23 protein-coding genes and 1 riboswitch are annotated in these 26059 nt (G+C 50.1%); of the genes, 15 read left to right on the top strand and 8 right to left on the bottom strand.

Annotated features, from left to right (window positions below):
- Window positions 1–199 precede the first annotated feature (199 nt).
- Together ASG24_RS06440 and ASG24_RS06435 are read right to left on the bottom strand one after the other, a co-directional pair.
- Entirely contained in the window at window positions 200–502 is a 303-nt protein-coding gene (locus ASG24_RS06440) for a cell division protein ZapA (RefSeq protein ID WP_055830187.1), read from the bottom strand.
- A gap of 3 nt (window positions 503–505) precedes the next feature.
- Window positions 506–706 (bottom strand): hypothetical protein, encoded by a 201-nt coding sequence (locus ASG24_RS06435; protein WP_229008024.1) that lies wholly within the window; start codon window positions 704–706, stop codon window positions 506–508.
- Between the two features lie 126 nt (window positions 707–832).
- Window positions 833–1045, top strand: a riboswitch (cobalamin riboswitch).
- A 137-nt stretch (window positions 1046–1182) separates the two neighbouring features.
- On the opposite strand from ASG24_RS06435, the gene ASG24_RS06430 reads away from it, so the two are divergent.
- The 10 genes from ASG24_RS06430 to ASG24_RS06385 all read left to right on the top strand — a co-directional run bounded on the left by ASG24_RS06430 (window position 1183) and on the right by ASG24_RS06385 (window position 10711).
- The gene (locus ASG24_RS06430) at window positions 1183–3123 is read left to right on the top strand and encodes a TonB-dependent receptor (RefSeq protein ID WP_055868946.1); all 1941 of its coding nucleotides are present in this window, start codon (window positions 1183–1185) and stop codon (window positions 3121–3123) included.
- A 62-nt stretch (window positions 3124–3185) separates the two neighbouring features.
- Window positions 3186–5060, top strand: coding sequence for a TonB-dependent receptor domain-containing protein (locus ASG24_RS06425; RefSeq protein WP_055868945.1), 1875 nt, complete (start codon window positions 3186–3188; stop codon window positions 5058–5060).
- 90 nt (window positions 5061–5150) lie between these two features.
- Complete coding sequence (locus tag ASG24_RS06420; protein ID WP_055868944.1) at window positions 5151–5720, top strand: hypothetical protein; 570 nt, start codon at window positions 5151–5153, stop codon at window positions 5718–5720.
- A 9-nt stretch (window positions 5721–5729) separates the two neighbouring features.
- Window positions 5730–6338, top strand: a complete 609-nt coding sequence (gene cobO / locus ASG24_RS06415; protein ID WP_055868943.1) for a cob(I)yrinic acid a,c-diamide adenosyltransferase — start codon at window positions 5730–5732, stop codon at window positions 6336–6338.
- On the top strand, window positions 6338–7621 hold the full coding sequence (locus ASG24_RS06410) for a cobyrinate a,c-diamide synthase (protein ID WP_055868942.1): 1284 nt from the start codon (window positions 6338–6340) through the stop codon (window positions 7619–7621). The genes cobO and ASG24_RS06410 overlap by 1 nt, the downstream gene beginning before the upstream one ends.
- Window positions 7618–8289 carry a 5,6-dimethylbenzimidazole synthase gene (bluB, locus tag ASG24_RS06405; RefSeq protein ID WP_055868941.1) on the top strand — a complete coding sequence of 224 codons (672 nt, stop codon included), beginning with the start codon at window positions 7618–7620 and terminating at the stop codon, window positions 8287–8289. The genes ASG24_RS06410 and bluB overlap by 4 nt, the downstream gene beginning before the upstream one ends.
- Window positions 8286–9092: a cobalamin-binding protein gene (locus tag ASG24_RS06400; protein WP_055868940.1), complete on the top strand. Its 807-nt coding sequence runs from the start codon at window positions 8286–8288 to the stop codon at window positions 9090–9092. The genes bluB and ASG24_RS06400 overlap by 4 nt, the downstream gene beginning before the upstream one ends.
- Window positions 9089–9613, top strand: a complete 525-nt coding sequence (cobU, locus tag ASG24_RS06395; RefSeq protein WP_055868939.1) for a bifunctional adenosylcobinamide kinase/adenosylcobinamide-phosphate guanylyltransferase — start codon at window positions 9089–9091, stop codon at window positions 9611–9613. The genes ASG24_RS06400 and cobU overlap by 4 nt, the downstream gene beginning before the upstream one ends.
- Window positions 9614–9629: 16 nt before the next feature.
- Window positions 9630–10454, top strand: coding sequence for a DUF4198 domain-containing protein (locus ASG24_RS06390; protein ID WP_055868938.1), 825 nt, complete (start codon window positions 9630–9632; stop codon window positions 10452–10454).
- A 38-nt stretch (window positions 10455–10492) separates the two neighbouring features.
- Complete coding sequence (locus ASG24_RS06385) at window positions 10493–10711, top strand: RNA-binding S4 domain-containing protein (protein ID WP_055830208.1); 219 nt, start codon at window positions 10493–10495, stop codon at window positions 10709–10711.
- On the opposite strand, the gene ASG24_RS06380 is transcribed toward ASG24_RS06385, so the two are convergent.
- Entirely contained in the window at window positions 10708–12159 is a 1452-nt protein-coding gene (locus ASG24_RS06380) for a cobyric acid synthase (RefSeq protein WP_055868937.1), read from the bottom strand. The two genes, ASG24_RS06385 and ASG24_RS06380, sit on opposite strands and share 4 nt — an antisense overlap.
- A gap of 2 nt (window positions 12160–12161) precedes the next feature.
- On the opposite strand from ASG24_RS06380, the gene cbiB reads away from it, so the two are divergent.
- Together cbiB and cobD are read left to right on the top strand one after the other, a co-directional pair.
- Window positions 12162–13109, top strand: a complete 948-nt coding sequence (gene cbiB, locus ASG24_RS06375) for an adenosylcobinamide-phosphate synthase CbiB (protein ID WP_055868936.1) — start codon at window positions 12162–12164, stop codon at window positions 13107–13109.
- Entirely contained in the window at window positions 13102–14094 is a 993-nt protein-coding gene (gene cobD / locus ASG24_RS06370) for a threonine-phosphate decarboxylase CobD (RefSeq protein WP_055868935.1), read from the top strand. Before cbiB ends, cobD begins: the two co-directional genes overlap by 8 nt.
- On the opposite strand, the gene cobC is transcribed toward cobD, so the two are convergent.
- From cobC to ASG24_RS06350, 4 genes are all read right to left on the bottom strand, one after another.
- Complete coding sequence (gene cobC, locus ASG24_RS06365) at window positions 14084–14653, bottom strand: alpha-ribazole phosphatase (protein ID WP_055868934.1); 570 nt, start codon at window positions 14651–14653, stop codon at window positions 14084–14086. The two genes, cobD and cobC, sit on opposite strands and share 11 nt — an antisense overlap.
- Complete coding sequence (locus ASG24_RS06360; RefSeq protein WP_055868933.1) at window positions 14650–15447, bottom strand: adenosylcobinamide-GDP ribazoletransferase; 798 nt, start codon at window positions 15445–15447, stop codon at window positions 14650–14652. The genes cobC and ASG24_RS06360 overlap by 4 nt, the downstream gene beginning before the upstream one ends.
- On the bottom strand, window positions 15444–16490 hold the full coding sequence (gene cobT, locus ASG24_RS06355; protein ID WP_055868932.1) for a nicotinate-nucleotide--dimethylbenzimidazole phosphoribosyltransferase: 1047 nt from the start codon (window positions 16488–16490) through the stop codon (window positions 15444–15446). Before cobT ends, ASG24_RS06360 begins: the two co-directional genes overlap by 4 nt.
- 108 nt (window positions 16491–16598) lie before the next feature.
- Window positions 16599–18059 (bottom strand): DegQ family serine endoprotease, encoded by a 1461-nt coding sequence (locus tag ASG24_RS06350; protein WP_055868931.1) that lies wholly within the window; start codon window positions 18057–18059, stop codon window positions 16599–16601.
- A gap of 229 nt (window positions 18060–18288) precedes the next feature.
- Here ASG24_RS06350 and ASG24_RS06345 point away from each other — a divergent pair, with 229 nt between their 5' ends.
- Window positions 18289–19431: an HPP family protein gene (locus ASG24_RS06345; RefSeq protein WP_055868930.1), complete on the top strand. Its 1143-nt coding sequence runs from the start codon at window positions 18289–18291 to the stop codon at window positions 19429–19431.
- A gap of 35 nt (window positions 19432–19466) precedes the next feature.
- On the opposite strand, the gene ASG24_RS06340 is transcribed toward ASG24_RS06345, so the two are convergent.
- Window positions 19467–19922: a DUF2721 domain-containing protein gene (locus ASG24_RS06340; protein WP_055868929.1), complete on the bottom strand. Its 456-nt coding sequence runs from the start codon at window positions 19920–19922 to the stop codon at window positions 19467–19469.
- 353 nt (window positions 19923–20275) lie between these two features.
- On the opposite strand from ASG24_RS06340, the gene ASG24_RS06335 reads away from it, so the two are divergent.
- The gene (locus ASG24_RS06335; protein ID WP_055868928.1) at window positions 20276–22861 is read left to right on the top strand and encodes a chemotaxis protein CheW; all 2586 of its coding nucleotides are present in this window, start codon (window positions 20276–20278) and stop codon (window positions 22859–22861) included.
- Entirely contained in the window at window positions 22861–25023 is a 2163-nt protein-coding gene (locus ASG24_RS06330; protein WP_235559769.1) for an EAL domain-containing protein, read from the top strand. Before ASG24_RS06335 ends, ASG24_RS06330 begins: the two co-directional genes overlap by 1 nt.
- The last annotated feature ends 1036 nt before the right edge of the window (window positions 25024–26059 follow it).

The following is a 26059-nucleotide window of genomic DNA, read 5'->3' as shown; positions in this document are numbered from 1 at the left end:
TTAGTGCGATCGCACAGCACCTGATGAGCCGAAACCTATAACAAAGACTAGTTCAAGGAATTTTAGACTCAGGCAACGCCTTAACACACCAGATTAAAAGTACAGCGGATTAAATTTAAGCCGAAGTAAAACTATGTGGTTAAAAAATGATACGCCATTTACTATCAATGACGGTGAATATTTTGTGAAGTTCAGGGGATTACAGCAATTTATTCTGGCTGGATAGCACCTCATCCATTTGCTGCTGCATGGTGCTAATGCGTTTTTTCACATCGCCCACATCCACACCTGCACTTCGGGTATTCAATAACTCGTGCGTGATATTCAGTGCCGCCATAATCGCAATTCGCTCCACACTGACCATCTTGCCCGCATCGCGTATTTCACGCATTTTACCATCCAGGTAACCCACTGCCTGCACGATGACATCGCGCTCTTCATCCGTGCATGTCACACTAAATGCACGACCCATAATTTCAATATCGATTGGTTGTTTCGCCATCGTTTATTGACCTTCCTGTGGTAATGCAGACAACAATTTTTCCAATTGCACGCTGGCTTGCGTCATATTCAGCTTGAGGGATTGCGACTCCTGATGCAATTTTGAGACCTCCTGGCGTAACTGACCATTATCCTCACGCAATTGATTGCACAGCGCAATTAACTTCGCCACACGCTCTTCCAAACTTTTCAGATCAGCATCCATTGAGTCATTATCAATGAAAAAAATGATTGTGGTCAATAGCTAAGCGTAGTTTTTCAAAGTAATTTAACAATTTAAACTTCGCTACACAACCATGGTTTTCTAGCTAAAACAGACACTTTCTACTAGAATAGGCGCCAGTTGTCAGGTGCTCGACGCTGTGTTCTTGCAGCCAAGAGTGAAACTGGGAAACAGGTGCGTGAATTCACATTCGCAATGCCTGTGCTGCCCCCGCAACGGTAAGTAAGTGCGGGTCTATCAACATGCCACTGGGTCAAACCCGGGAAGGCGATAGATCAAAACTTGCAAGCCCGGAGACCGGCCTCACAACCAACCATTTGCAATACCGCGGGGTGACGGTGTCTGATAGTGTATTTCTCTTTTTGCTAACCATAGCAAATCCAGATTCATTGTCCCTTATCCCTAAGTATTGCCCAATAACCCATATGCGGGGTCGCATATGACACAGGGATAAGATAATGAAAAAGAAGTTTTTATTTAGCGTCATTGCCACGCTTTTAACCACACCTGCATTCGCTGAAGATCTCCAACTGGATGATGTCACCGTCAGATCATCTGGCTTTGAACGTAAAGATACAGACACCACCTACAGCTCTGAAATTCATACTGCCAAGCAAATCGAGTCTTCTGGTGCCAGTACACTGTATGATTTTTTGGCTCAACAAAGTTCGCTGAATATCTTATCCAGCTTTGGCAACAAAGCCACTCCGTCAATCAACTTGCGTGGCTTTGGTAGCGAAAATGGTGCCCAAAATGTCGTCATCACTCTTAACGGTCAACGCCTTAATAATATCGATAGCAGTTCACAGCTACTGGCGGGCATTCCATTAAGCAATATCGAGCGTATTGAAATCAGCAAGGGTAGTGGTTCTGTCTTATATGGGGATGGTGCAACAGCTGGTGCGATTCAAATTTACACCAAAGCAAAAACTGGCATCACAGCCTCTACTAGCTGGGGAAACTTTGGCCAGCAGAGCCACTATGCCACGGCTGGATTAAACGAAGAGAAACTGGAGCTATCAGCAAACCTTTCTCATGACAGCCATGATGGATTCGGCAAAAAGGATCCATCCGGATATCGGGATGAATTTACCAGCAACACCCAGAATGCACGTGTAAAAATCAAGCCAATGGAGTCGTTTCGCATTTTTGCCGAAGCCACTAGTACTCGGAATGATATCCGCTATGCTCCATCATTAACCAAAGCCCAATTCAAAGATAGCCCTCGTAACGTGGGCCTTAACTTCTTGGGCAATCCGATGGATTACACCCATCAGGCTCTTGATAGTGACCGCTGGCAAATTGGAACAGAGATTGATCTTTCACCATCTTGGCATGTCACCGCTAGTCATTACCGTGAAGATAAGCTGTCTGAGTTTTACAATTTCAATAGCAAATTTCATTATGATCAGGAAGCAAGCGTCCTAGATTTACGCTATGACGATGCTCAAGTCAGTGCGATCACAGGCATCCAGATCAACGACGGAGAAAGAAAAGCCAGCGATAACTCCACAACAAAAAATAATCGTGCGTTGTTCGCAAGTCTGGAATACAGGCTACTGGAAAATTTAACATTGTCTTCAGGTGCACGCACGGAAAAAGTATCCTATCAATTCAGACCGAATGTGGGTGACTCACTGGCAGACAGTGAGCATCTGAGTGCATGGGACATTGGTGCAAACTACCGGATTAATTCTGGAATCTCCATATTTGCCAACCACAACCACGCTTACCAAGCACCAGATATAGATCGTTTTTTTACCACTAACTTTTTTACGGGCGTCACAAGTTTTAACGGCTTCATCAAGCCTATGCGTACAAAAACGACCAACCTTGGTTTGAATTTTGTAACGGATAGAAATCGAATGAAAATATCCACATTTTATTCAGATTTGGATAATGAGATTTACGTTGTCCCCGGTGTTTTTACCAATACGAATTTAGACCAGTCACACAAATACGGGCTTGAATTACAAGATACATTCCAAATCGATACCGGCCTAACGGCATCTTTGCTTTACAACTATGTACGAGCAAAAATTGATCGAGAAATCAATGGCAGCGGAAGTTTTAATGGTAAAGATTTGCCTGGTGTGCCCAAACATAACCTTATTGCAAATCTGAACTGGAAATTTGATCCTAACGCCAGTCTAAATGTGAATCATGCATGGCGTTCCAGCGCTTTTGCTTACCAGGATTTTGCTAATAACCTGAGTCAAAAGCAATCAATCTACTCAAGTACTAACATATCGCTTAATTATCAATACCGTCATTTCACAATCTTTACTGCTATTAATAACCTTTTCAAACATGAAAATTCGATACAAGTGGCTAATGACGCGATTTACCCAGTAGATTTTGTCCGTACGTGGCGAGTTGGTATAAAGGCTGATTTTTAATAAGCGACTTACTGAATTACATGGATAGCAAAAATAATTAACGGACAAGCAGCAGAAAATTTATGAAAAAGATAATTTTATTAGGGCTGATGGTAAGTCTGCCTATAAACACCTTTGCGGCAGAAACGCTGCCAACACCAAACCTGGACGAAGTCGTGGTCACCGCCAGCAGGAACTCGCAATCCACCAAAACCGTCACTGGTGATATCACCGTGATTGATAGCGAAGAAATCAACCGGCTACGCGGTGGCTCTATCGCAGATTTGTTAAGACTGCAGCCCGGCGTAGAAACCTATACCAATGGCGGCATGGGGACTAGCAGCAATATCGGGTTACGTGGCACCAACGATAACCAGTTGATCGTGTTAGTCGATGGCGTACGCATCAACTCGGGCACAACCGGCACCACCGCGTTTGAAAATATCCCGCTGGCATTGATAGACCGTATCGAAATTTTACGCGGACCAGCTTCCAGTCTGTATGGCTCAGACGCGATTGGCGGCGTGATCCAGATTTTCACCAAGCGTGGCAAAAGTAACAACACCCATTTATATGCCAGTGCAGGTGCAGGCAGTTACGACTCTTATAGTGGCAACGCAGGTTTTGACACGGCTTATCAAGCATTGAAATTTGGTGCGCAGGTCAGCAGTTACGATACCCGGGGTATCAGTGCGAAAAAGCGGCCGCCTGCCGTGGCTGAGCAAGACCGCGACGGATATAACAACTTCAGTGGTACGGCATATGCAGAACTCGAGTTAGCGCCAGGCCATTCACTAGGCTTGAACTATCTGGAAAGCAAAGGCAGGAACCAATACGACAGTACCTTTATAGGCAATTATCTAGAGCGTTACCAGCAAGGGTATGGCCTGACATTGAGAAATGCATTGACTGAAAACTGGAACAGCAAAGTGCAATATAGCATTGGCCGCGATCAGTCATATAGTGTTGGCACGGCAACAACCAATAGCAACATTGAAACAGAGCAACACCAGCTGTCATGGCAACATGATTACAAATTATCGAATGGCACACTCACATTTGCCTATGACAGGCTTGAGCAAGAAGTATTAACCGAAAATACCGGCAGGCGAACGCTAGAGAGAAGTCGTAGTAATGACGCTTTCGTACTGGGTTATGTTGGCAAGTTTGACGCGCACAGCACTCAACTTTCATTACGAGAAGACCATAACAGCCAATTCGGCAACTATACGACTGGTGGTATCGGCTATGGCTATGCTTTCTCACCGGCCTGGCAATTCACGACACAGTATGGCTCTTCTTTCAGGGCGCCTACCTTCAACCAACTGTATGCCAATGCGTTTGGCAATCCCAATCTGCCTTCAGAAAAAGCGGACAATATCGAGGCCAGCCTGCGCTACCAGGGCCAACAGTTACAGACGAAAATCACTGTCTTTGATAACCACATCCGCAATTTTATCCAGAATGCGCCACGCGCTGATTGCCCGCCTGGCTTTACCAACGGCTGTGCCGTCAATGCCGGCAAAATTGAAATCCAGGGTGTCACAGTGGAGAGTAGCCTCGCCTTGGCTGAAAACTGGTTCCTGTCCGGCAACCTGACTGTGCAATCCCCACGCGCGGATGCCACCGACAACCTGCTGATCAGGCGTGCCCAGCGTTTTGGCAATTTGGTATTGCAATACAGAAATGGCGCCTGGGACTGGTCAACAGAATTGACTGCCGCTTCCCAACGCTACAATGACACGGCTAACCAGATTTCATTGGGCGGATATGCTTTATTGAATACGACGCTGGCTTATCAAGTCAATAGCAATTGGCGCTTGCAGGCACGTGCTAACAACATCCTGGATAAGAATTATGTTCTGGCAACGACGAGAAGCTTGGCATCGCCAAATAATCCGGACTACAACACCATGGGCACCAACGTATTCGTCAGCCTGAGTTATGACATGAAGTAATGTTTGCTACGGTTGGATTTTGACCAAGCCAGATGGAATTGGGCTAAAATCCACCCCTAGTTAATTTAATAAAATTTGGGAGTCGTTGGCATGCCACGTAAAATTTCAACTCAATCTCTGGCAATCGCATTGGTCATTGCACTGATGGTCATCGTCACGCGCGGCCATCATTTCGCTTCAATCGATTTTCTGCCTAGTGCTTCATATGCAGCTTTCTTCATTGCTGGCTACTATCTGCGTTCTACCATTATGTTCGTTGCCCTGCTGGCTTTGTGTGTTGGGCTTGATTTAGCGGCAGTGACCTGGGGTGGCGTCAGCAATTTCTGCGTGACACCGGCTTACGGCTTTTTGCTGCCAGCCTATGGCACCATGTGGCTGGCAGGTCGCTGGACGGCGGACAATACCAGCTGGGAATTCAGCAGCCTGTTCAAACTTGCAGGTGTGGTTGTGGTGGCGTCAGCTATTGCAGAATTGTTTTCCAGCGGCGGTTTCTACTTCTTCGGTGGCCGTTACGCCAACCCAACCCTGGTGGAATTCGGCACACGCCTGGTGAAATACTATCCAAAACAGCTGGAAGCCATTGCGTTCTGGGTAGTAGTTGCCTTGATTGCGCACGTAGTATTTGGCCTGGCCAAACGCTCTATTCACGAAAAAGCTTAAGTCTTAAATATGACGGAAACCAATGACCGCGATAGCCGCCACAAGGCGCGCATGATAAGAAAAAAGGCGGTCATTGATGAAAAGATCGAGCAGGCCAAGGTTGAGAAAGGCGTGCTGCTGATCCTCACCGGTAATGGCAAAGGCAAAAGCTCTTCCGCCTTTGGCATGGTTGCCCGTTCACTCGGCCACGGCATGCGTGTCGGTGTCGCCCAATTCATCAAAGGCAGGTCTGATACCGGCGAAGAAGCCTTTTTCCGCGAACATCCATTAGTGAGCTGGCATGTGCTGGGCGAAGGCTTTACCTGGAACACGCAAGACCGCCAGCGTGATACCGACACCGCTATGCGCGGCTGGCAAATTGTCGCTGGCATGCTGCAAGATCCGGCGATTCAATTAGTGGTTCTCGACGAACTGACCTACACCTTCAAATATGGCTACCTGGATGAGCAAATGGTACTGGATGCCATTGCCAACCGCCCGCCCATGCAGCATGTGGTCATCACCGGCCGGGGCGCCTCAGAAGCATTACGGAACGCTGCCGATACGGTGAGCGAACTGATGGACGTCAAGCATGCCTGGCGCGCAGGCGTTAAAGCCCAGGCTGGAATAGATTTGTAATGCAATCCCAAGCTGCAACCTGCCATGCCATGCTGATGGCGGCACCCGCGTCGGGACAAGGTAAAACCATGACCACAGCGGCATTGGCTCGTGCTTACCGTAATCGCGGCTTACGCGTGCAGGCATTCAAATGCGGACCGGATTTTATTGACGGCATGATCCTCGAAGTTGCCACCGGCAAACCGGTTTACAACCTTGACTTAGGGATGTGTGGTGAACAAGATGCGCATCGTTTGCTTTATAAAGCCGCGCAGGAAAATGATGTGATTCTGCTGGAAGGCGTCATGGGCCTATACGACGGCAACCCTTCCTGCGCCGATATCGCCGAGCGTTTTGGCATCCCGGTGGGGCTGGTAGTCAACGCTAAAGCCATGGCACAAACGTTCGCTGCGGTCGCGTATGGCTTGTATGCATTCCGCCTTGGCTTGCAACGCGCAGGCGTCATTGCGAACCAGATAGGCAGTGAAGGCCATGCACGCATGATCAAAGAAGCATTACCTGCCGATATTCCGTGGCTAGGTGCCATGCCATATAACGATCAATTAAGCCTGCCCGAACGCCATTTGGGTTTGCATCTGGCACAGGAAATCAACGATATTGATCAGCGCATAGAAGCCGCCGCGCAATTATTGGGGCAAGAAATTCCGCTGCCGCCAACGGTGAGTTTTGATGCGCCAGAAAACGATTCTGACGAGCTACTTTTGCAAGGCAAAACAATTGCCGTCGCTAAAGATGCTGCCTTCTGTTTTATCTACCAGGCCAACCTGGATCTGCTGCGAGCGTTGGGTGCAAGCATTACATTCTTCTCGCCGTTAACAGACGTGCAATTACCAGTGGCAGATGCCTATTGGCTGCCTGGCGGTTACCCTGAATTGCATCTGGAAAAAATTGAAAACAATACCGGCATGCGCGACAGCATGCAGGCGGCTGCGGCAGCTGGCATACCCATGCTGGCAGAGTGTGGTGGCATGTTGTCATTAGGCGAAAGTCTGGATGGCCGGCCGGTTTTTGGGTTATTAAAAGGTCAAGGCAACATTGAAAGCAAACGGCAAGGACTGGGCACGCAACATGCGACTTTGCCAATTGAAAATGGCACCAGCACCATAGGCGCACATACTTTTCACTATGGGCGTTTCGAGACTGACCTGCCGGCAATTGCCCATGGCAAAGGCCGATATGGCAAGGGCGAAGCGATCTACCGTGATCAAAACATCACCGCCAGTTTTTTGCATTTTTACTTCCCGTCTAACCCGGCATTGGCCGCGCAGTTTTTCCTGCCATGAGTTTTGCCTATTCTGAAAACGATAAAGCGGCGATCTACAAAGTGATTGCCGAACGGCGCGATATGCGGCATTTTTTGCCGGCGCCGATTGCGCCCGAGTTACTACAGAAGCTATTGCAAGCGGCGCACCATGCGCCCAGCGTTGGACTGATGCAACCATGGCGCTTTATACGTATTAGTGATGTTGAGGTCCGCAAAAGCATACATACACTGGTGGATGAAGAACGTAAGAAAACCGCACAAGCCATAGGTGAAGTTGAAAATACGGCGCGTATGGCCGAATTTATGCGGCTGAAAGTAGAAGGTATCCTCGACTGTGGAGAGTTACTGGTCGCGACACTATGTGACCAGCGTGAGAAATACGTTTTTGGCCGCCGTACCTTACCGGAAATGGACCTGGCTTCTGTCAGTTGTGCGATCCAGAACCTGTGGCTGGCCGCGCGCGCCGAAGGCATAGGCATGGGCTGGGTCAGCCTGTTTGATCCGCAGGCGCTGGCTTCGTTACTGGGCATGCCACATGATGCAAAACCGGTTGCTATTTTATGCCTGGGTTATGTGAATACCTTTTACAAATCACCCATGCTGGTGGAAGAAGGTTGGGCAACGGAAAAACCTTTGTCCGAGATGCTGATGGAAAATGGCTGGAATAAGGATACGCAACAGCCATGAGTCACTGGCCGCAACGCATCGTGTGCCTGACCACGGAAACGGTAGAAGTACTCTATCTGCTGGGTGAGCAGGACCGCATTGTTGGCATCTCAGGCTTCACTACCCGTCCGGCAATCGCCAGAAAAGAAAAACCAAAGATCAGCGGGTTTATCAGTGCCAATATCAACAAGATTCTGGCGCTGGATCCTGACCTGGTGCTTTGTTTTTCCAACTTGCAGGCAGACATTGCTGCCTCGCTGATCAAAGCCGGCTGCCAGGTACATGTATTTAACCAGCGTAGCCTGGATGAAACCTTGCAAATGATACTGACAGTGGGTGACCTGGTCGGCGCCAGCGATAAGGCACAAATGTTGGTCACGCAATATCAGGCGTTGCTGGATGCCTCTCGTAACCGGGCTGCCACCTGGTCACGCAAACCAACTATCTATTTTGAAGAGTGGGATGAGCCCATGATGTGCAGCATCCGCTGGGCAGCGGAGCTGATAACCGCAGCTGGCGGGCAGGATTGTTTTCCGGAGCTGAGCGGTTTTCACAACGCACGCGATCGCCAGGTCAATGCAGAACAGGTGGTCGCAGCGCAACCGGACATCATCATCGGTTCCTGGTGCGGCAAGAAATTCCAGCCGGAAAAGGTGAAGGCCCGCACAGGTTGGCAAACCATACCCGCGGTTCAGCACGGCCATTTGTATGAAATCAAATCAGTGGATATCCTGCAACCGGGGCCCGCCCTGTTTACTGAGGGACTGGTGCAGTTGCAAAACATTATTGAACACTGGCAACAGCAAACCGGGAGGTTGTTATGAGTACACATTTGATTCTGGGTGGTGCGCGCAGCGGCAAGAGTGCTTATGCAGAACGTTTGGCTTCTGCGCTGGAATTACCGGTTACCTATATCGCCACCGCGCAGGTTTATGACGATGAATTTGCCAAAAGGGTGGCGCATCACAAAGAGCGCCGGCCGCCCTATTGGGCCCTGGTGGAAGTGCCATTTAACCTGGGCCAGACACTGCTGGATAACGATGCGCCGGAAACCTGCCTGATTGTCGATTGCCTGACCTTGTGGCTGGCGCAATGCATTTGCCCGGATTGCGACAAACCGGAGCGGCTGGATTGGCAGGCGGAAAAGCAGGCGTTGCTGGCGGCTTTGCCCCAGCTACAGGCACAAGTATTGTTAGTCAGCAACGAAGTCGGCATGGGTATTGTGCCGCTGGGTGAAATCAACCGCCAGTTCCAGGATGAACAGGGCCGCTTAAACCAGGATATTGCTGCCATCGCCAACCAGGTCAGTTTCGTTGCGGCAGGCCTGCCTTTAAAACTCAAATAACCATAAAGGAAAATTCATGAAAAAGTTCTCTCTGCTGACCAGCGCGCTGCTCACAATACTGGCAGCACTCACCGCCGAAGCACATGTGCCATTTTTAAAGCCTAACCAGTTCAATGTCACGCATCATCGCCTGACCATAGAATCTGCGTTTACCGAGTTCCCTTTCCAGGCAGACTTTGCCATGGATTCGCCAAACTTCACCATTACCGGCCCTGATGGCGTTTCCACAGCCATCAGGCCAATCGCCAAAACCAAGGCAGCGGTATATCTGGAGCCGGAATTAAAAGAAGAAGGCACTTACCGTATCAGTACAGGCCAACGGGTAGGCCCGATCTACAAAGCAGTAGAGACGGCAGATAAAAAACTGTATTTTGCAGCGGATATGAAACGCGTTACCGGCAAGCCAACAACCATGAATTATTACAGCTATGCAGATACGTATATTTTCAAGGGTCAACAGAAATACCAGGCAAAACCATTTAACAAAGGCCTGGAAATTATTCCATTAACTTCGCCAAATGGCCTGGTACCAGGTATTGAGGGTTCATTCCGCATTTTGGAAGATGGCAAACCGGTCAGTAACGCACGTATTATCGTGGTCACTGATAACGAACACTTTATCAAGCACCGGGTTGAAGATCTTTACGACCTCGATAATGTGCGGGAGTCCAACATTCATGCAAACCAGCAAGGTGAGTTCACTTTTAAACCCACAAAAGCAGGGTTGAATTTCCTGTTTGTGACCGTCCATCACCAGTTGAACGAAAATCTGTGGGAAAGCCAGAATGCTTCGTTGACGCTGGAAGTAAATTTACCGGCAGAAGCACCGAAAAAGCCTTAACTTAATCTCTTTACTCACTCACACCGGGAAACATCCTTATGACAACCACGACTTTTCAACTCAAAGGTGAATATATTGCGCTCTGTGATTTGCTGAAACTGGAAGGTGTGGCCGACAGCGGTGGCCAGGGCAAGTCTATGGTAGCCGAAGGCTTGATTTCAGTGGATGGCCAGATCGAGCGCCGGAAAACCGCCAAGATCCGCGCCGGCCAAGTTGTGCAGGCGTTTGAGCAGACCATTAACGTGGTTGCCGGTTAATTCGGCACGAAGCCTGCAGGCAAAAACGGGGCAAGTGCAGCCCAGTTGAGGTTTTCACACAAACTGTCTGCCAACCGCTCCAGGCTTTGTTCGCGTAATTGCGTATAGTCGTAATCGACCTGATTCGATAATCCTGCCCACTGCAACCAGGCCGCACAGGCCTGCGGATGGTCAAACAGGCCATGGATATAACTTCCCGCTATCTGGCCATCTTCTGAGATCGCACCTTCAGCCTGATTGCTGATCAGATGTACGGGCCGCTCTAAAGCTGACCCAATACTCACGCCCATATGAATTTCATAGCCTTGCACTTGCGCATCGCCGAAGGTCAATTTTCCGGAAATCTGTTTTAGCTGCTTGTGTGCTTCCAGCGTGGTTTGCATTTTCAACCAGCCGAGACCGGCGCTGCTGCCCGCCTCGCCCTCGAGCGCCAACGGGTCATGCAATTGCAGGCCAAGCATCTGGAAACCACCGCAAATCCCCAGCAGCTTTCCGCCATAACGCAAATGCCTTGCGATGACAGGCTCCCAGCCATGCTCACGCAGCGCGGCCAAATCGCCACGCACATTTTTGCTGCCGGGCAGAATAATTAAATCGGCAGCAGGTACCGGCTCATTCAATCGAACGAATTTCAAATCTACTTGTGGGTGCAAACGCAGCGCATCAAAGTCGGTATGGTTGGCGATATGTGGCAGCACCGGCACGATAATGGTGAGCTGAATATCCGTTTTTCTAGCGTTGCTACTGGCAACCGCATCTTCCGCTTCCAGATGCAAATCATGCATGTAAGGCAACACACCTATCACCGGTTTACCGGTGCGTTGCTCCAGCCAATCCAGCCCCGGTTGCAGCAAAGCAATGTCACCACGGAATTTATTAATCACAAAACCAGCGACCCTGGCCTGCTCGCTCCCTGACAATAAAGCCAGGGTGCCGACCAGGTGCGCAAATACACCGCCTTTATCAATATCCGCCACCAGGATCACCGGGCAATCCACCGCTTCGGCAAATCCCATATTGGCAATATCGTTGGCGCGCAAGTTGATTTCTGCCGGGCTACCCGCCCCTTCCACCATGACAAAATCATATTGCTGCTTTAATCGCTGATAAGATTGCAGCACTGCCTGCATGGCGACTTTTTTATATTCGTGGTAAGTGCTCGCTTCCTGGTTACCCTGCACCCGGCCGTGAATAATTACCTGGCAACCGGTATCAGAATTAGGTTTAAGCAGCACCGGATTCATATCGGTATGCGGCTGCAATCCGGCAGCCATCGCCTGCACTGCCTGTGCGCGGCCAATCTCGCCACCGTCTTCAGTCACCGCGGCATTCAGCGCCATGTTTTGCGGCTTGAAAGGGACGACAGCAACCCCGCTGCGGTACAATACGCGGCACAATCCGGCCACCAGCGTACTTTTACCGGCATCCGACGTGGTGCCCTGAACCATTAATGTTTTTACTGCCTGTTTATCCATCCGCCGATTATCTCATACTCGCCATGCTTGCCTGCGGCGCGGTTGCGCTTGATCGCTGGCTGGGAGAACCTGAGCGCTGGCATCCGCTGGTTGGGTTTGGCCGCATCGCCAATGACTTAAGCAACCGTTTCAATCCAGTGGCATCTCAACCAAACATCTCGCAACGTGTGGCTGGTTTATTTGCATGGATAATTGCTGTTTTGCCAATCTCCTATTTTGCCTTCCTGCTGGCGCAGTCCAATGTGGGCTGGCTGGTACATGGCTATTTGCTTTACTTTGCCTTGGGCCACAAAAGTTTGCGGCAACATGCATTGGCAGTGTATTCCGCGCTGAAAAATAACAATCTTCAACAAGCGCAACTCGCGGCTTCCTATATGGTCAGCCGCGACAAGGAAGCGATTGAACCTGTGTCTGCCACTTTGGAATCGGTGCTAGAAAACGGCAGTGATGGCGTGTTTGCGGCATTGTTCTGGTTTCTGGTGGCAGGTGGGCCTGGTGCATTGTTATACCGGCTGGCAAATACGTTGGATGCCATGTGGGGCTATAAAACCAGCCAGTACTATTATTTTGGCTGGGCCGCAGCGCGGCTGGATGACGTTTTGAACTACATCCCTGCCCGTTTGACGGCACTCACCTACGCACTACTGGGCAGTACAAAAAAAGCATTGCATGCCTGGCGCACTCAAGCGAAACAATGGGATAGCCCGAATGCCGGACCGGTGATGTCTGCCGGCGCTGGCGCACTGGATGTCGCCCTCGGCGGGCGTGCCCGCTATCATGGTGTCTGGCATGAACGTCCCGCATTGGGGACTGATAAACAAGCAACTTTAGAGGATATCCCTCGCGCATTACGCTTGGTAAGTGCCGGGCTATATTCCTGGCTGGCAATCGCCGCGCTGATTGGAGCTATCGCTTATGCTTGAACATGGCGGCAATCTGCTGCAAGCGGCAGCCAAATATGTCAGGCCGGTGAATGACTGGCTGGATTTATCGACCGGTATTAACCCGCAGCATTTTCCGATCCCAGCTCTGTCGCCTGCGCTGTTCCAGCGCTTGCCAGCCACGGATGACGGCTTACAAACAGCTGCCCGTCGCTATTATGGAGCGACACATATTCTGCCATGCGCAGGTTCGCAGGCCGCATTGCAGGTGTTGCCCTCATTGCGTCCGGCTTGCCGGGTTGCCATGCCGCGCACCATGTATCAGGAACATGCACATGCCTGGCAACGTGCCGGTCATGATGTGCAATTTTTTGAGCAGCAACCGGATAGCGATCTCCTGAGCACAGCTGACGTACTGCTGCTATGTAATCCTAACAATCCAACCGGTCAGATCTATCCAGTTGATATGCTTTTAGACTGGCATGCGCAATTGGCTACGCGTGGCGGCTGGCTGGTGGTTGATGAAGCGTTTATGGATACCACACCGCAATCAAGCATCGCCAGTCATAGCGGTCAGCCAGGATTATGGATATTGCGCTCGCTAGGCAAATTTTTCGGGCTGGCGGGGCTAAGGGTAGGTTTTTTGATGGGGGAACCCGTCGCGCTGGCGCAGGTTGAATCTTTACTCGGGCCATGGACAATCGCCGGCGCTAGCGGTCATATCGCACAGATAGCGCTGGAAGATACTGACTGGCAGCAAGACATGCGTGCACACTTGCCTGCGCAATCCAGGCGGTTACTGCAATTGCTTAGTCAATACGGATTTAATCCGGTTGGCGGTACAGATTTATTTCAATATGTGCAGCATCCTGCGAGCCATCAGCTGCAGGATGCCCTGGCACAAGAAGGCGTCTGGACGCGTTACTTTGCGTCGCCGCAGGCATTACGATTTGGGTTGCCGCCAGTAACCGAGTGGTCCAGGCTGGAACAAGCACTGGCCAAGGCGAGTGTGAGAATTACCGATTAACAAATTCAATTCTCGGTACCGTGCCTGAAAAATCTATCCGCGTCACGCTGGCATGATCGACCTGGAACCTGAACAGCCCTTTGAGTTGCATATTCAATGCATGCGCAATCAGCGCGCGTATCATCCCGCCATGTGTAACCACCAGGATATGCTGGTTCATATGATTCTGTAAACACTCATCAATAAAGGCGATGCCGCGCTGTTGCAATGCAGCAAATGTTTCGCCATTCGGCGGCGCCAGATCAGCATAATTTTGCGCCCATATATCAAACAATTCACGCGGAATATCGCTCCAGGCCAGCATTTCCCAGTCGCCAAAATGCAGTTCTTTGAGGCGGTCGTCGTGCACAATCTGGTAATCAAACCCAAGTGCATGTGCAAGTTTGCTGCACCTTTGCAACGGGCTGGCGTACACGGCATCAAACTGCTCACCGGATAATTTGGTTTGCAACCGCTCCAGTTCATCCATAAAACTGGCTGAAACATCAATATCACTATGCCCGTAACACACACCGTCAGGTACTTGCAGACGCGTGTGACGGATCAATGTAAGTTTCATATCAATCGGCTCCAGGCCAGTAAGCCAAGGTAAAAAGCCAGTTCAGTCAGCTGCTGCATGGCACCCAGGGTATCACCGGTATAACCTTGCAGATGTCTTGCCAATAAGGCCCGCCACCACCACCAAACCAGGACCACAGGTAACTCAGTCAGCAATAAAAACTGCAAGGAAGCCAGCCCGGAATGGTTCAGCCATAACAGTGCGGCAAAGCCGACCCATATCCACAAGCCGAATACGCTGGCCCACCAGAGGTCATTGCGCGTTGGGCTGGTGGCGAGTGGTTTGGATTTTCCGGCAGTACGGACATAGGTCATGTTCGCCATCAGATATACCGCTGCCAGGCGGCTTGAGGTGTGTGCGGCAATCAACGCAAACGGTAATACCGCTGCAGGTAATGCAACCAGTACCTGAAATTTGAATACCAGCATACCGATCAGCGCGATGGCGCCGTAACTACCCAGGCGCGAATCCTGCATGATTTCCAGTTTGCGGGCACGGGTTAACCCGCCGCCTAACCCATCCGCACTGTCAGCCAGGCCATCTTCGTGAAAAGCACCCGTCAGGTAAATGCTGGCGGCCATACTGGCCAACACCGCGATGGCGGGCGGGAAGAGTAACGACGACAGCCACCACACAATGGCGGCAATCAGGCCAACCAATAAGCCAACCAGCGGGAAATAACGCGCGGCGTGGTTTAATTCAGCTTCCTGGAAGTCGGGCAAGGTTGGCACTGGCAATCTGGTAAAAAAACCGACTGCCAGCTGGAAATAGCGCCATTGCAATTTCCAGTTCACTGGCTTTTCCCGCTGACGCCAGCACTTTCAAAGCTGGCCATTTCATTGAGGAAAGCCACCGCAGACTGTAACAAGGGATACGCCAGCACGGCGCCGGTCCCTTCGCCCAAGCGCAATGACAAATGCAGCAACGGCTGCACTTTTAGGTGTTCCAGCATCTTGCCGTGACCGTTTTCATCCGAGCAGTGCGCAAACACGCAATAATCCAGCACTTGCGGATAAAGTTTGGCAGCAACTAAGAGTGCAGAAGTTGCAATAAAGCCATCAATCAGCAACGTGACTCGTGCTTCAGCTGCTGCGAGCAAGGCGCCGACCATCATGGCGATTTCGAATCCGCCAAAAACTGCCAGCACCTGCAAATGGTCTTTGGCATCGACATGATGCTTTTGCAATGCGTTGGTCAGCACCGATAGTTTATGATCCAGACCTTTATCGCTGAGGCCGGTGCCGCGGCCTACACATTGATGCAAGGGAAAACTGCACAACACACTCATCAGGCAACTGGCACTGGATGTATTCCCAATACCCATCTCGCCCAGCGCCAATACATTGCAGCCTTCGGCAATCGCATCACGGGCGATTTCAGCGCCGCGGGCAATGGCTTGCGCAGCCTCTTCACGCGTCATCGCCGGATGATGCAGGAAACTCAACGTGCCCATGCTGAGCTTGGCATCAATCAGCATCGGATGCGGTTCAAAAACCGCATTGACGCCGCTATCCACCACATGCAACTGAAAGTCATGCTGGCGCGCGAAAACATTGATTGCGGCGCCACCATTCAGGAAGTTCAGCACCATTTGTGCCGTCACCGCTTGCGGATACGGACTAACGCCTTCGGCCACAATGCCATGGTCACCGGCAAACACCAGCATGGTTTGCTGTTGCAAAGCCGGATGTTCAGTTTTCTGGATCAGCCCAAGTTGCAAAGCCAACGTTTCCAGCCGCCCAAGTGCACCTAACGGCTTGGTTTTCCGGTTGATTTTCTGTATGAGCGCAGCTTGCAGCGTTTCGTTTTTTGTCGATTCAATCTGGAATGTTTGCATGCGGTTATTCTACCCGATGAAATATCCGCCTGTCAGATAGACGCGTTGGCATCCAGCATAAAAAAGCCCCGCGTTGGCGGGGCTGAGAGAGGGATGGCAGTATTCAACTTAACTAATCTTCACCGGCACATAAATCTTGTTGTCTCCACGCATGACCAGTAGTGCAATATTTTTGCTGTTCGGCAGTAATTTTTCATGCAGTTGCGTCACGCTGGTGACCTGGTCACCGTTCACTGCAAGAATTACATCCCCCGGCTGGATACCCGCATTGGCAGCAGGTCCTTTGCCGACTTCCTCTACCAGCAGGCCTTGCTTGACTTGCACTTGCGCCAGCTCTTGCGAGGTTAGCGGGCGCACACTGACACCAAGCTTGGCCTGTTTATTGTCAGGCGCTATCAAGGGGGCAGCCTTGGCAGTTTGCATTTCATCCACACGCACACTCAGGGTTTTAAGTTGTTTTTTACGCCAGACTTCCATCTTGACCGTGCTACCAGGCACAATATTTGCCACCATTGGCGGCAGGTCACTGGAGCGGTCTATCACCTGATTATTGAATTTCAGGATCACATCCCCAGGCTCCAACCCGGCTTTATCGGCCGGACCATTTTTCTCAACATTGCTGACCAGCGCACCGCTGTTGGTTTTCAGGCCGAATGAAGTTGCGAGGTCCTGATTGATAGACTGCACACCTACCCCAAGTCGGCCGCGGCTGACTTTGCCTTTATCCAGCAATTGTTGCTCAATGCCCATGGCGACATCGATAGGAATAGCAAATGACAAACCTTGGTAACCGCCACTGCGGCTATAGATTTGCGAGTTAATACCAATCACCTCACCATTCAGATTAAACAGCGGGCCGCCTGAGTTACCGGGGTTGATCGCCACATCCGTCTGCAAAAACGGGACGTAGCCTTCATCCGGCAAGGCGCGGGATTTGGCCGAGATAATGCCGGCAGTAACGGTATTATCGAAGCCAAATGGAGAGCCAATCGCCACTACCCAATCGCCGACATGACTGTTTTTAGTGCTGCCGATTTTGACGGTAGGCAAGTCTTTGCCATCAATTTTCAGTACGGCCACATCGGTCAGTTTATCGACACCAATGACCTTGGCTTTGAATTCACGTTTATCAGTCAACCTGACGATTACTTCATCGGCCTTGTCGACCACATGCGCATTGGTCAGGATCACGCCTTCCGGCTTCACAATAAAGCCAGAACCCATGCCGCTCATAGGTGTTTCGGTTTTTGGCTGATTAGGCTGGAAACGGCGGAAAAATTCATACATGGGATCATTCGGATCCATGCCCGGGATGCCACTGGTTTTAACGGTACCGGTAACGCTGATATTCACCACTGCCGCGCCCTGGCTATCGGCAATGGTGGCGAAATTTGGCAAGGTAATGTATGCGCTAGGGCTAGAGATGGTTTTCGCGGCAACCTGTGCGGTGGCCTCCGCATGATTCACCAGCGTATTGCCTTTTACCCAATAGCCAGCACCAAACAGCGCTGCAATAGCCAGCGGTACGCTGACCCAATGAGTGAGTTTTGATTGCATAAATGCCTGCATAAATTTGATTCCTTTCAGACTTATTTTTTGCTTAGTTTGAGTGTTTGGATAAATAACTAAAAACACTTTCTGTGCGTAAGAGCAAAAAATTCGCTGCGAAGTTTCCGGGAATTTGTATCCTCATGTATCACGATCAGGATTTGCAAACATGGCCTCGCGCGGCTGTCACAGGCCGTGCGCGTGATACACTGCCAACTTTCATTATGCACTCGCAGTGTCGTATTCGCTCATGCCTGCTATCCCCGCGTTTTTGAAACCCTACTGGCCTCGTCCTGTCACTGGCTCGCTGCGTGATCACGCACGTGCCGCATTCGGTGCCGGCTTAGGCATTTTAGGCACAGGCCTGATGGCCCATGCTGCTTTACCGGGTGACTGGCTCACCGCTATTTTCCTGATCGCTCCTATGGGGGCTTCGGCAGTCATCCTGTTCTGTTTGCCATCCAGCCCGCTTGCCCAGCCATGGGCGATTCTAGCGGGCAATACGGTGGCGGCACTCTGTGGCGTTTTCTTTGCCCATTTATTGCCGGCCCATATCGCCTATGCCGCTGCCCTGGCAATGCTGTCATCGATTGCCATGATGTTTGCCTTGCGTTGCCTGCATCCGCCAAGTGGCGCGGTGGCATTGACCGCCGTGCTTGGTGGTGAAACAGTTTATCAGCTGGGGTATACATTTATTTTGTGGCCGGTGCTGGCAAATAGCGCGTTACTGGTATTGTCCGCCTGGCTATACCATACCCTGACTGGCTACCGCTACCCTGCGCTGCAAATCGATAGCAAGCCTGCTGGGCCCGAGCACATGAATTACCAGTTCGGTTTCCGGCAGGAAGACTTACAGGCAGCGTTAGGGCAATTTCATGAAGTACTGGATATCAGTCCGGACAGCTTGCAGGCACTGCTGCAACAAACCGAGCTGATTGCCTATCACCGCAAACTGGAAGAAATTGAGTGCCGGCATGTGATGCGTCCAGTGACAGATACCTTACAGTTTGGCGATACATTGGAAGAAGCCTGGCAAACATTGTTGCAACAATCAGAGCCGGCCATCCCGGTGGTGAATAAAGCCAACCTGGTGATTGGCTTATTGAGTGTGGCGGACTTTATGCAGCACGCCAAACCCGAAAAATTTAACCAGGTGGCACCCGCACTTAAAAAGCTGATCCGCTGGTCACCGACCACCCATAGCAGCAAACCGGAGGTTGTCGGCCAGATTATGGCGACTCCGGTCATCACCATTCTAGAGAATATGCACCTCATGCATACCATCCCGCTGATCACCAGCCATCATCTACAACTGGTGCCAGTGGTTGACCAGCATAATAAGCTGGTGGGTATCCTCACTCAGACAGATATTATTCGCGCGCTATATCGTTAGGCTATTCCTCACTTTAAGCTAGCACTCTAATTACATTACAGTATCTTCGACTTTTCCATTTGCTTGTATGGCACGATCACTTCGCGTGAGGCCAGAACGATCTCCCGCAAAAAACATAGCAAGGACAATATCAGCGAAGCCATTGAGATAATAAAAGAAATCATCACCAGATGTGACAGGCGCAAGCCGGTCTCCACTGACAGAAACATGCTGGCAATCGAGACGCAAATACACAGCGCGGCAAAGGTTGCCAAGCCTATCGCCCGGCGCAGCCATTTGGTCCTTCGTACGATAATCTTCAATTCATCCTTAAAGCGTTCTCGTTTTTCTTCTGGTGCATCGGTCAGAAATCTTGCACGATCAATCGAGCGTCCCAGCCTGCCGATCAGTACACCCAGGATAGAGCCAATACCAGTAAGCAAAAACACCGGTGCTACTGCATCGCGAATGGCTCCAGAGACATTATGAATCTCAAATGCGCTGCCAATCATGAAGTTTATTTTTCCTTTCAAAAATAGAGGGTTCCTCCTTCTCCGATAAGCAGTTCTTATGCCCGTATCTGGAGATAAACTTTCCCTACGAATTTTTACATTTATTGCTATATTTCTGCACCAATAGGGGGAGTTATCGCCCCATCAAAGTGCAACCACGATTGGAAAACCGGAATAAAGGTCTATTGTAGGCTCTATCGAATACTAAATATGTGAAAAATCCCGTATTTTCAGAGCTGAAGCAAAGAAAAACGGCCGTTTTAACTGCTTATTCGCTCAATTTCATCGCGGTTTCAGGTCCCGTTCTTGCTGTAGAAGCATCGGATATTCGATGTTTTTTTTGAAAGTGTTTCATGTACAAGCAGCCCCTTACCGATGATCTCACCAGCCATTTCAAACAAGTTAATGATTTTCGCTCACGAATTTACCAGCTTCAACACGCCTGGGACAGTCTGGCATTAATGGCCCAGCTTTCCGGCACCGGGTCTGAAATGGAGCATACCCGCAGTGCGTTTAATACGATTTCTAACGATGTACTGCAGCATTTATCACAGGAGACCTTACGCAAAACAGCGGCACAGCTATCTTCCAAAGCGTTTGAAATTATCAATCTGCTGGTACGCAACCTGTTTGAGCGTACGGCGGACATTGGTTTTTTTGCAACCGATGATGATGTGCGAGATTATTTATCGCACTATATGCAAGGCACGATGACCGATGAGGAACACGATGCGATTTGCTTCCGCTTTGAGGAATACCAGAAAAAATACACCGTATACGAGAATATCGTGCTGTTCGACAGCCAGGGGCAACTGATCCACCAGCTGGATGCCAGCCAGACCATACTTGATCATTTCCACCCTATCGTGGCGCTGGCTCAGCAATCTTCAGAGCCGTACATCGAGCGTTTTTACGAAACGGTGATTAACGGCAGCACCTACAAATCACTTGTTTATGCACACGAAGTGCGTAGCAAGGATGACAAAAGATCTCTGGGAGTGTTATGCCTGAGCTTCAAGTTTGTGAATGAACTGGATACGATTTTCCACAACCTGATTCCCGAACATGACTGGACCATAGGCATCCTGCTGGATGAAGAGCGCAATGTGATTGCCTCCAGCGATGTTTACCAGATTCCACTGGGTGCAAAAATCTGTGCCGAGCCAGACCAGGACTGGTTTATCAGCCGCTTCTCCGGCCGTGAATATTTGTGCGTGACCAAACATTCAGAAGGCTACCAAGGCTATTTGGGGCCAGGCTGGTTAGGCCAGGCCATGATTCCGCTGGAGTATGCCTTCCGCCATAGTATGCATGAAATGGTGGCGCACATTGATGGCGAAACCCTGCGCAAGGTGATGCGCAGCCCGCTCATTTTCTCGGACAGCCTGCTGAATATTCCGAAACAGGCGGCCAGTATCCAGAGCAAACTTAACCAGTCGGTGTGGAACGGCAATATCTGGCAAAGCAACTATGTGGATACCCAGCAGAAAAACTTCTCCAAAACCCTGCTGTGCGAGATCAGCAATACCGGTCACAAAACGCAGCAGATTATTGAGCAGATGGTCTCTGAGCTATACCAGACCGTGGTCTCAGTAATGCTGGAAAACTCCAGTTTTTGCGCACAAATGGCGGTGGATATCATGGACCGCAACCTGTATGAGCGCGCCAACGATGTCCGCTGGTGGGCACTGACTCACAGTTTCAGGGAGTTGCTAGGCCAAAGCCAGGTGACCAAGGATGACCAGCGCAAGATCTCCGACACCCTGCGCTACATCAATAGCCTGTATACCGTGTATGATAACCTGATTGTGTTTGACCGCCAGGGCGAGGTCATGGCTGTTTCAAATCGCCACTATGAGCATCTGCTTGGCACGCAGTTGCAAGATGAATGGGTGGGCCGAACGCGTAGCTGCTTGTCGACGCAGGATTATGTGGTTTCCGCCTTTGAAAAAACGTCTTTATACAACGACCAGTTTACTTACATTTATGCCGCACCGATCCGGCATCTGGATAACAACAGCATTGTTGGTGGCATAGCGATTGTGTTTGATAGCACACCACAATTCCAGGCCATGTTGAAAGATGTGGTGCCGCGCGATAGTGATGATGCGCCGGTTGCAGGAAGTTTTACCGTGTTTGTGAATGACCAGCTCAGCGTAATTTCCAGCACCTATCAGGAAATTATGGTTGGTGATAATTTCGAACTCATGCCTGCCATAGACAAACTGAAAGAAGGCGAGCAATTGTTTGATATCGCCATTTACCACAATACCTATTATGCCGTTGGTGCGCATGCCTCTTATGGTTATCGCGAATATAAAGGCGCAAAAGACAATTATCGCAACAAGGTAATTGCGCTGATTTTTACACCACTGGGTAAAGTGGATGAGATTAATCAACGCATACGCGCGGAATCGCAAGTAATCCATAACAAATTTAATCCCAACCTGTTCTTGCAGTCCGGCAAAGAATCTCAGGAATACGCCACTTTCTACGTGGCCGACACCTGGATGGGCATTGAAACCAGTTTTGTACGTGAGGCGATTGACGAAGGTCAGTTACGCACGCTACCGGAGGCGGCACCGTTTATTGCCGGCATGCATGCTTACGGTGACGAGGTAATCCCAATCATTGACCTCGCGCGCATGCTGGGCCACCCGCATTACTCTACCGAGTACCGCCAAATTATCGTGATAGAAGATAAAACCTCTTCGCTGAAATTTGGCGTATTCGTTTCGGCTCTGGGGGAAATCCCATATCTCTCGCCCAACCAGATTCAGCCACTGACCTCCCTGTTTAAAGGCGTCAGCCATAACCCGGGCATCGCGATTGCCAACATTGCCCAGAACAGCATGCTGACTTTGGTCTCCCCGCAAAGTTTATGGGACAAGGCGCTCACCGTACGCAGCCTGAGGCAGGAAGAACAGGTGTTTGTCTGATGAACAGCCAAACCATACTCGGCATTATGCAAAACGACATCATGGACTCCTTGCTCACTGCGCAACAGCAAAGGCTGCTGGATACGCTGCTGGATAACCTGGATGGCATGATTTACCGTTGCCTGTATGACGACAGCTGGACCATGATCTATGTCAGCAAAGGCTGCGAGACGCTGACTGGCTATACACCGCCTCAGTTATTGCTCAATAAGGATATTTCTTATGAAAGCATGACGCATCCTGATGATCGTGACAGAGTGCGGATCACCATCGCCGAAGCCCTGGAAAAACGCGAACGATTTCAACTGGAGTATCGTATTGTGCGGGCCAGCGGCGACTTTGTCTGGGTGGCTGAACGCGGTAGCGGTGTGTTTGACGAGGATGGCGAGCCGGTCGCGCTAGAAGGCATTATCCAGGATATCAGCAGTCGCAAAAGGATTGAACAGGCGCTATTCAGCACCGAGCAAAAATACCGCTCCATGTTTGATAATTCAACATTGGGCATGTTCCAGACTACAGAATCCGGCACTTACCTGAATGCCAACCAGGCATTGGCCAACCTGTATGGATACGCATCTGCCGCCGACCTGATCAGCGACCTCAACAATATCAGTACCCAGCTGTATGTTGCGGAAAGCCGCCGTAGTGAATTCACTCAGGCCATCAGCACTTATGGCCGCGTGCAAAACTTTGAATCCGAGGTTTACCGGCACAACGGCGAAGCGATCTGGATCTCAGAGAATGCACACGCGGTGTATGACACCGTTGGCAATATCCTGTATTACGAAGGTACAGTAGAAGACATTACTGACCGCAGAAACCATGAACAGCAAATTCACCAGTTAGCCGTCACCGACAAATTGACTGGCTTGCTCAATCGCCATGCCTTCAGCGGCAAACTCGCCAGCCTGATTGCCGAAGCCGATAAAATGCAACGCAAAATCGCGATTGCATTTATTGACCTCGACCACTTCAAGCTGATTAACGACACCCTCGGACATCGCGCCGGCGATAAAATGCTGGAAAATGTTGCGCAACGGCTGATACAGAGCACGCGTCCCAGCGACGCGATCGTGCGTTTTGGTGGTGATGAATTTGTCATGCTTTACCCCGGTTTACGTGATGGCGAAGATGCCGAGCCATTACTGGCACGTGTGATGGAAGCGATCTCGCTGCCAATTGAAATTGGCGACTACGTGTTTAACATGACCTGCAGTGTCGGCGTCAGTATTTACCCCGACCATGCCAAAGATATAGACACCCTGCTCAGTTGCGCAGACTCGGCACTCTATAGCGCCAAAAATGCCGGCAAAAATAAAGTGCAGATGTTCAGCGGCACCCTGGCGCAACAGCTTGGTGAACGCAACGAAATTGAATATGGTCTCGGCCATGCTTTGCAGCGCGGTGAACTGATGCTGTATTACCAGCCACAACTCAATATGCAGCATGGCAATATCAGTGCCCTGGAAGCGTTAATCCGCTGGCAGCATCCTGAAAAAGGATTGATCCCGCCAGACGAATTTATCCCGGTAGCCGAAGAAACCGGGCACATTTTTGCGATTGGTGAGTGGGTGCTGCAAACCGCCTGCCAGAAGATTAAATCCATGCAGACTGAATGGGGCTACCTGGTCCCTATTGCAGTAAATGTATCCCCGATACAGTTCTTGCGCGGTAACCTGGTCGAAACTGTGCAAAGAGTGTTACGTCAGGAAAGGGTACCGCCACACTTATTGACGCTTGAAGTCACAGAAAATGCAAGATTCAAAGATGAAGCCATGTTTACGCGTACGCTGGAGCAGTTAAAACGGTTAGGCGTATGTATCGCGATTGATGATTTTGGCATTGGCTATTCCAACATGGCATACCTCAAAAACTATCCGATTGATGAACTGAAAATCGACAAAGCTTTTGTGCAAGACCTTGAGCAAAGCGTGACCAACGGCAATATTCTGCTGGCGCTGATCAACCTGGGCAAAAGCTTGCATAAATCGGTCACAGCAGAAGGGATAGAAACAGAATACCAGCACCGGTTTCTGCTACATAGCGGCTGCGATGTCGGGCAAGGTTATTATTACAGCCGACCGTTATCGGAAGAGGCTTTGACAGAGTTTATGCGGGAGCAACAGCCGAAGTTTGATCATATGCAGAGAGTGGCCAGGTGAGACTGGCCATTATTGTGTTATTTAGCTGAGGTAGCTGCGTTGTATCAGCTAGCAGGCCTGCGCAAAGACTGACTTCTGCGCGAATGGTGCGCGCTGCAGCAGCTCGTCATTCCGGCGAAGACCGGAATCTAGGCAAGGTTAATATTTAGCTTGGTTCCATAAGAGAACAAGTGATGCACTTGCGGTGAAGTTCTAATCGGTATTTCTTGGAGGGTTAAGTATTCCATTTCGCCATTCTTTTTCGCCTCTAGGCGAGTTACTTTTCTTTGTTTGCCCAAAGAAAACGTAACCAAAAGAAATGCACCCTAGCTTCCGCTTGTATCCTGCGTTGCTCGTCAAAACAAGCGGTCGCGAAACTCGACCTGGCAGCTCACACACATCGTGAGCTGCTGCGGGACTCAAACAAACGCTCCCTTATCTCTTGTTTTGTCTGCGCTACTCGGCGCGTCAGATAGGGGCCCGTTTTAAACCCACCACGATGAAAGATCGGATGAATTTTTTGTATTGAGGGCGCTTAGTGAATGTTTTATTTCTAAAATTAAACCCAGTGAGCAATTTCGTTGTTTTGCTTTTTGATTTTTAGGTTTGTTTAATTTCCAACGGTTGAGCGGGAATTAATGTGGCGAGTCTCACGTAACTAAAGGCGTGTGGTTTTAACGGGCCCCTATCTGACGCGCCGAGTAGCGCAATCAGCGTGGGAGCCTTCGGCCAGCGTCTGTTTGAGTTCCGCAACAAGCCACGTTGTGTGTGGCTTGTCAGGGCGAGTTTCGTTGGACGCCCACGGTGATGAGCAACGCAGGATAAAAGCGGATGCTAGGGTGCCCTTTCTTTTGGTTACTTATTCTTTGGGCAAGCAAAGAAAAGTAACTCGCCTAGGGTCGAAAAGGAATGATGAATAATCCAAAGAAATACCGATTAAAACCTACAGGAAGTTTAATACCTACTCACTTGAAGTGACCAAGCTAAACATTAACCTTGCCTGGATTCCGGCCTTCGCCAGAATGACGAACTGTTATAAAGCGCGCCGGCTTCTGCA

Source organism: Methylophilus sp. Leaf414 (assembly GCF_001425425.1).
Classification (GTDB): Bacteria; Pseudomonadota; Gammaproteobacteria; order Burkholderiales; family Methylophilaceae; genus Methylophilus.
The sequence above is the reverse complement of the archived record's forward strand: the minus strand, read 5'-3'. Positions and strand labels throughout refer to the sequence as shown.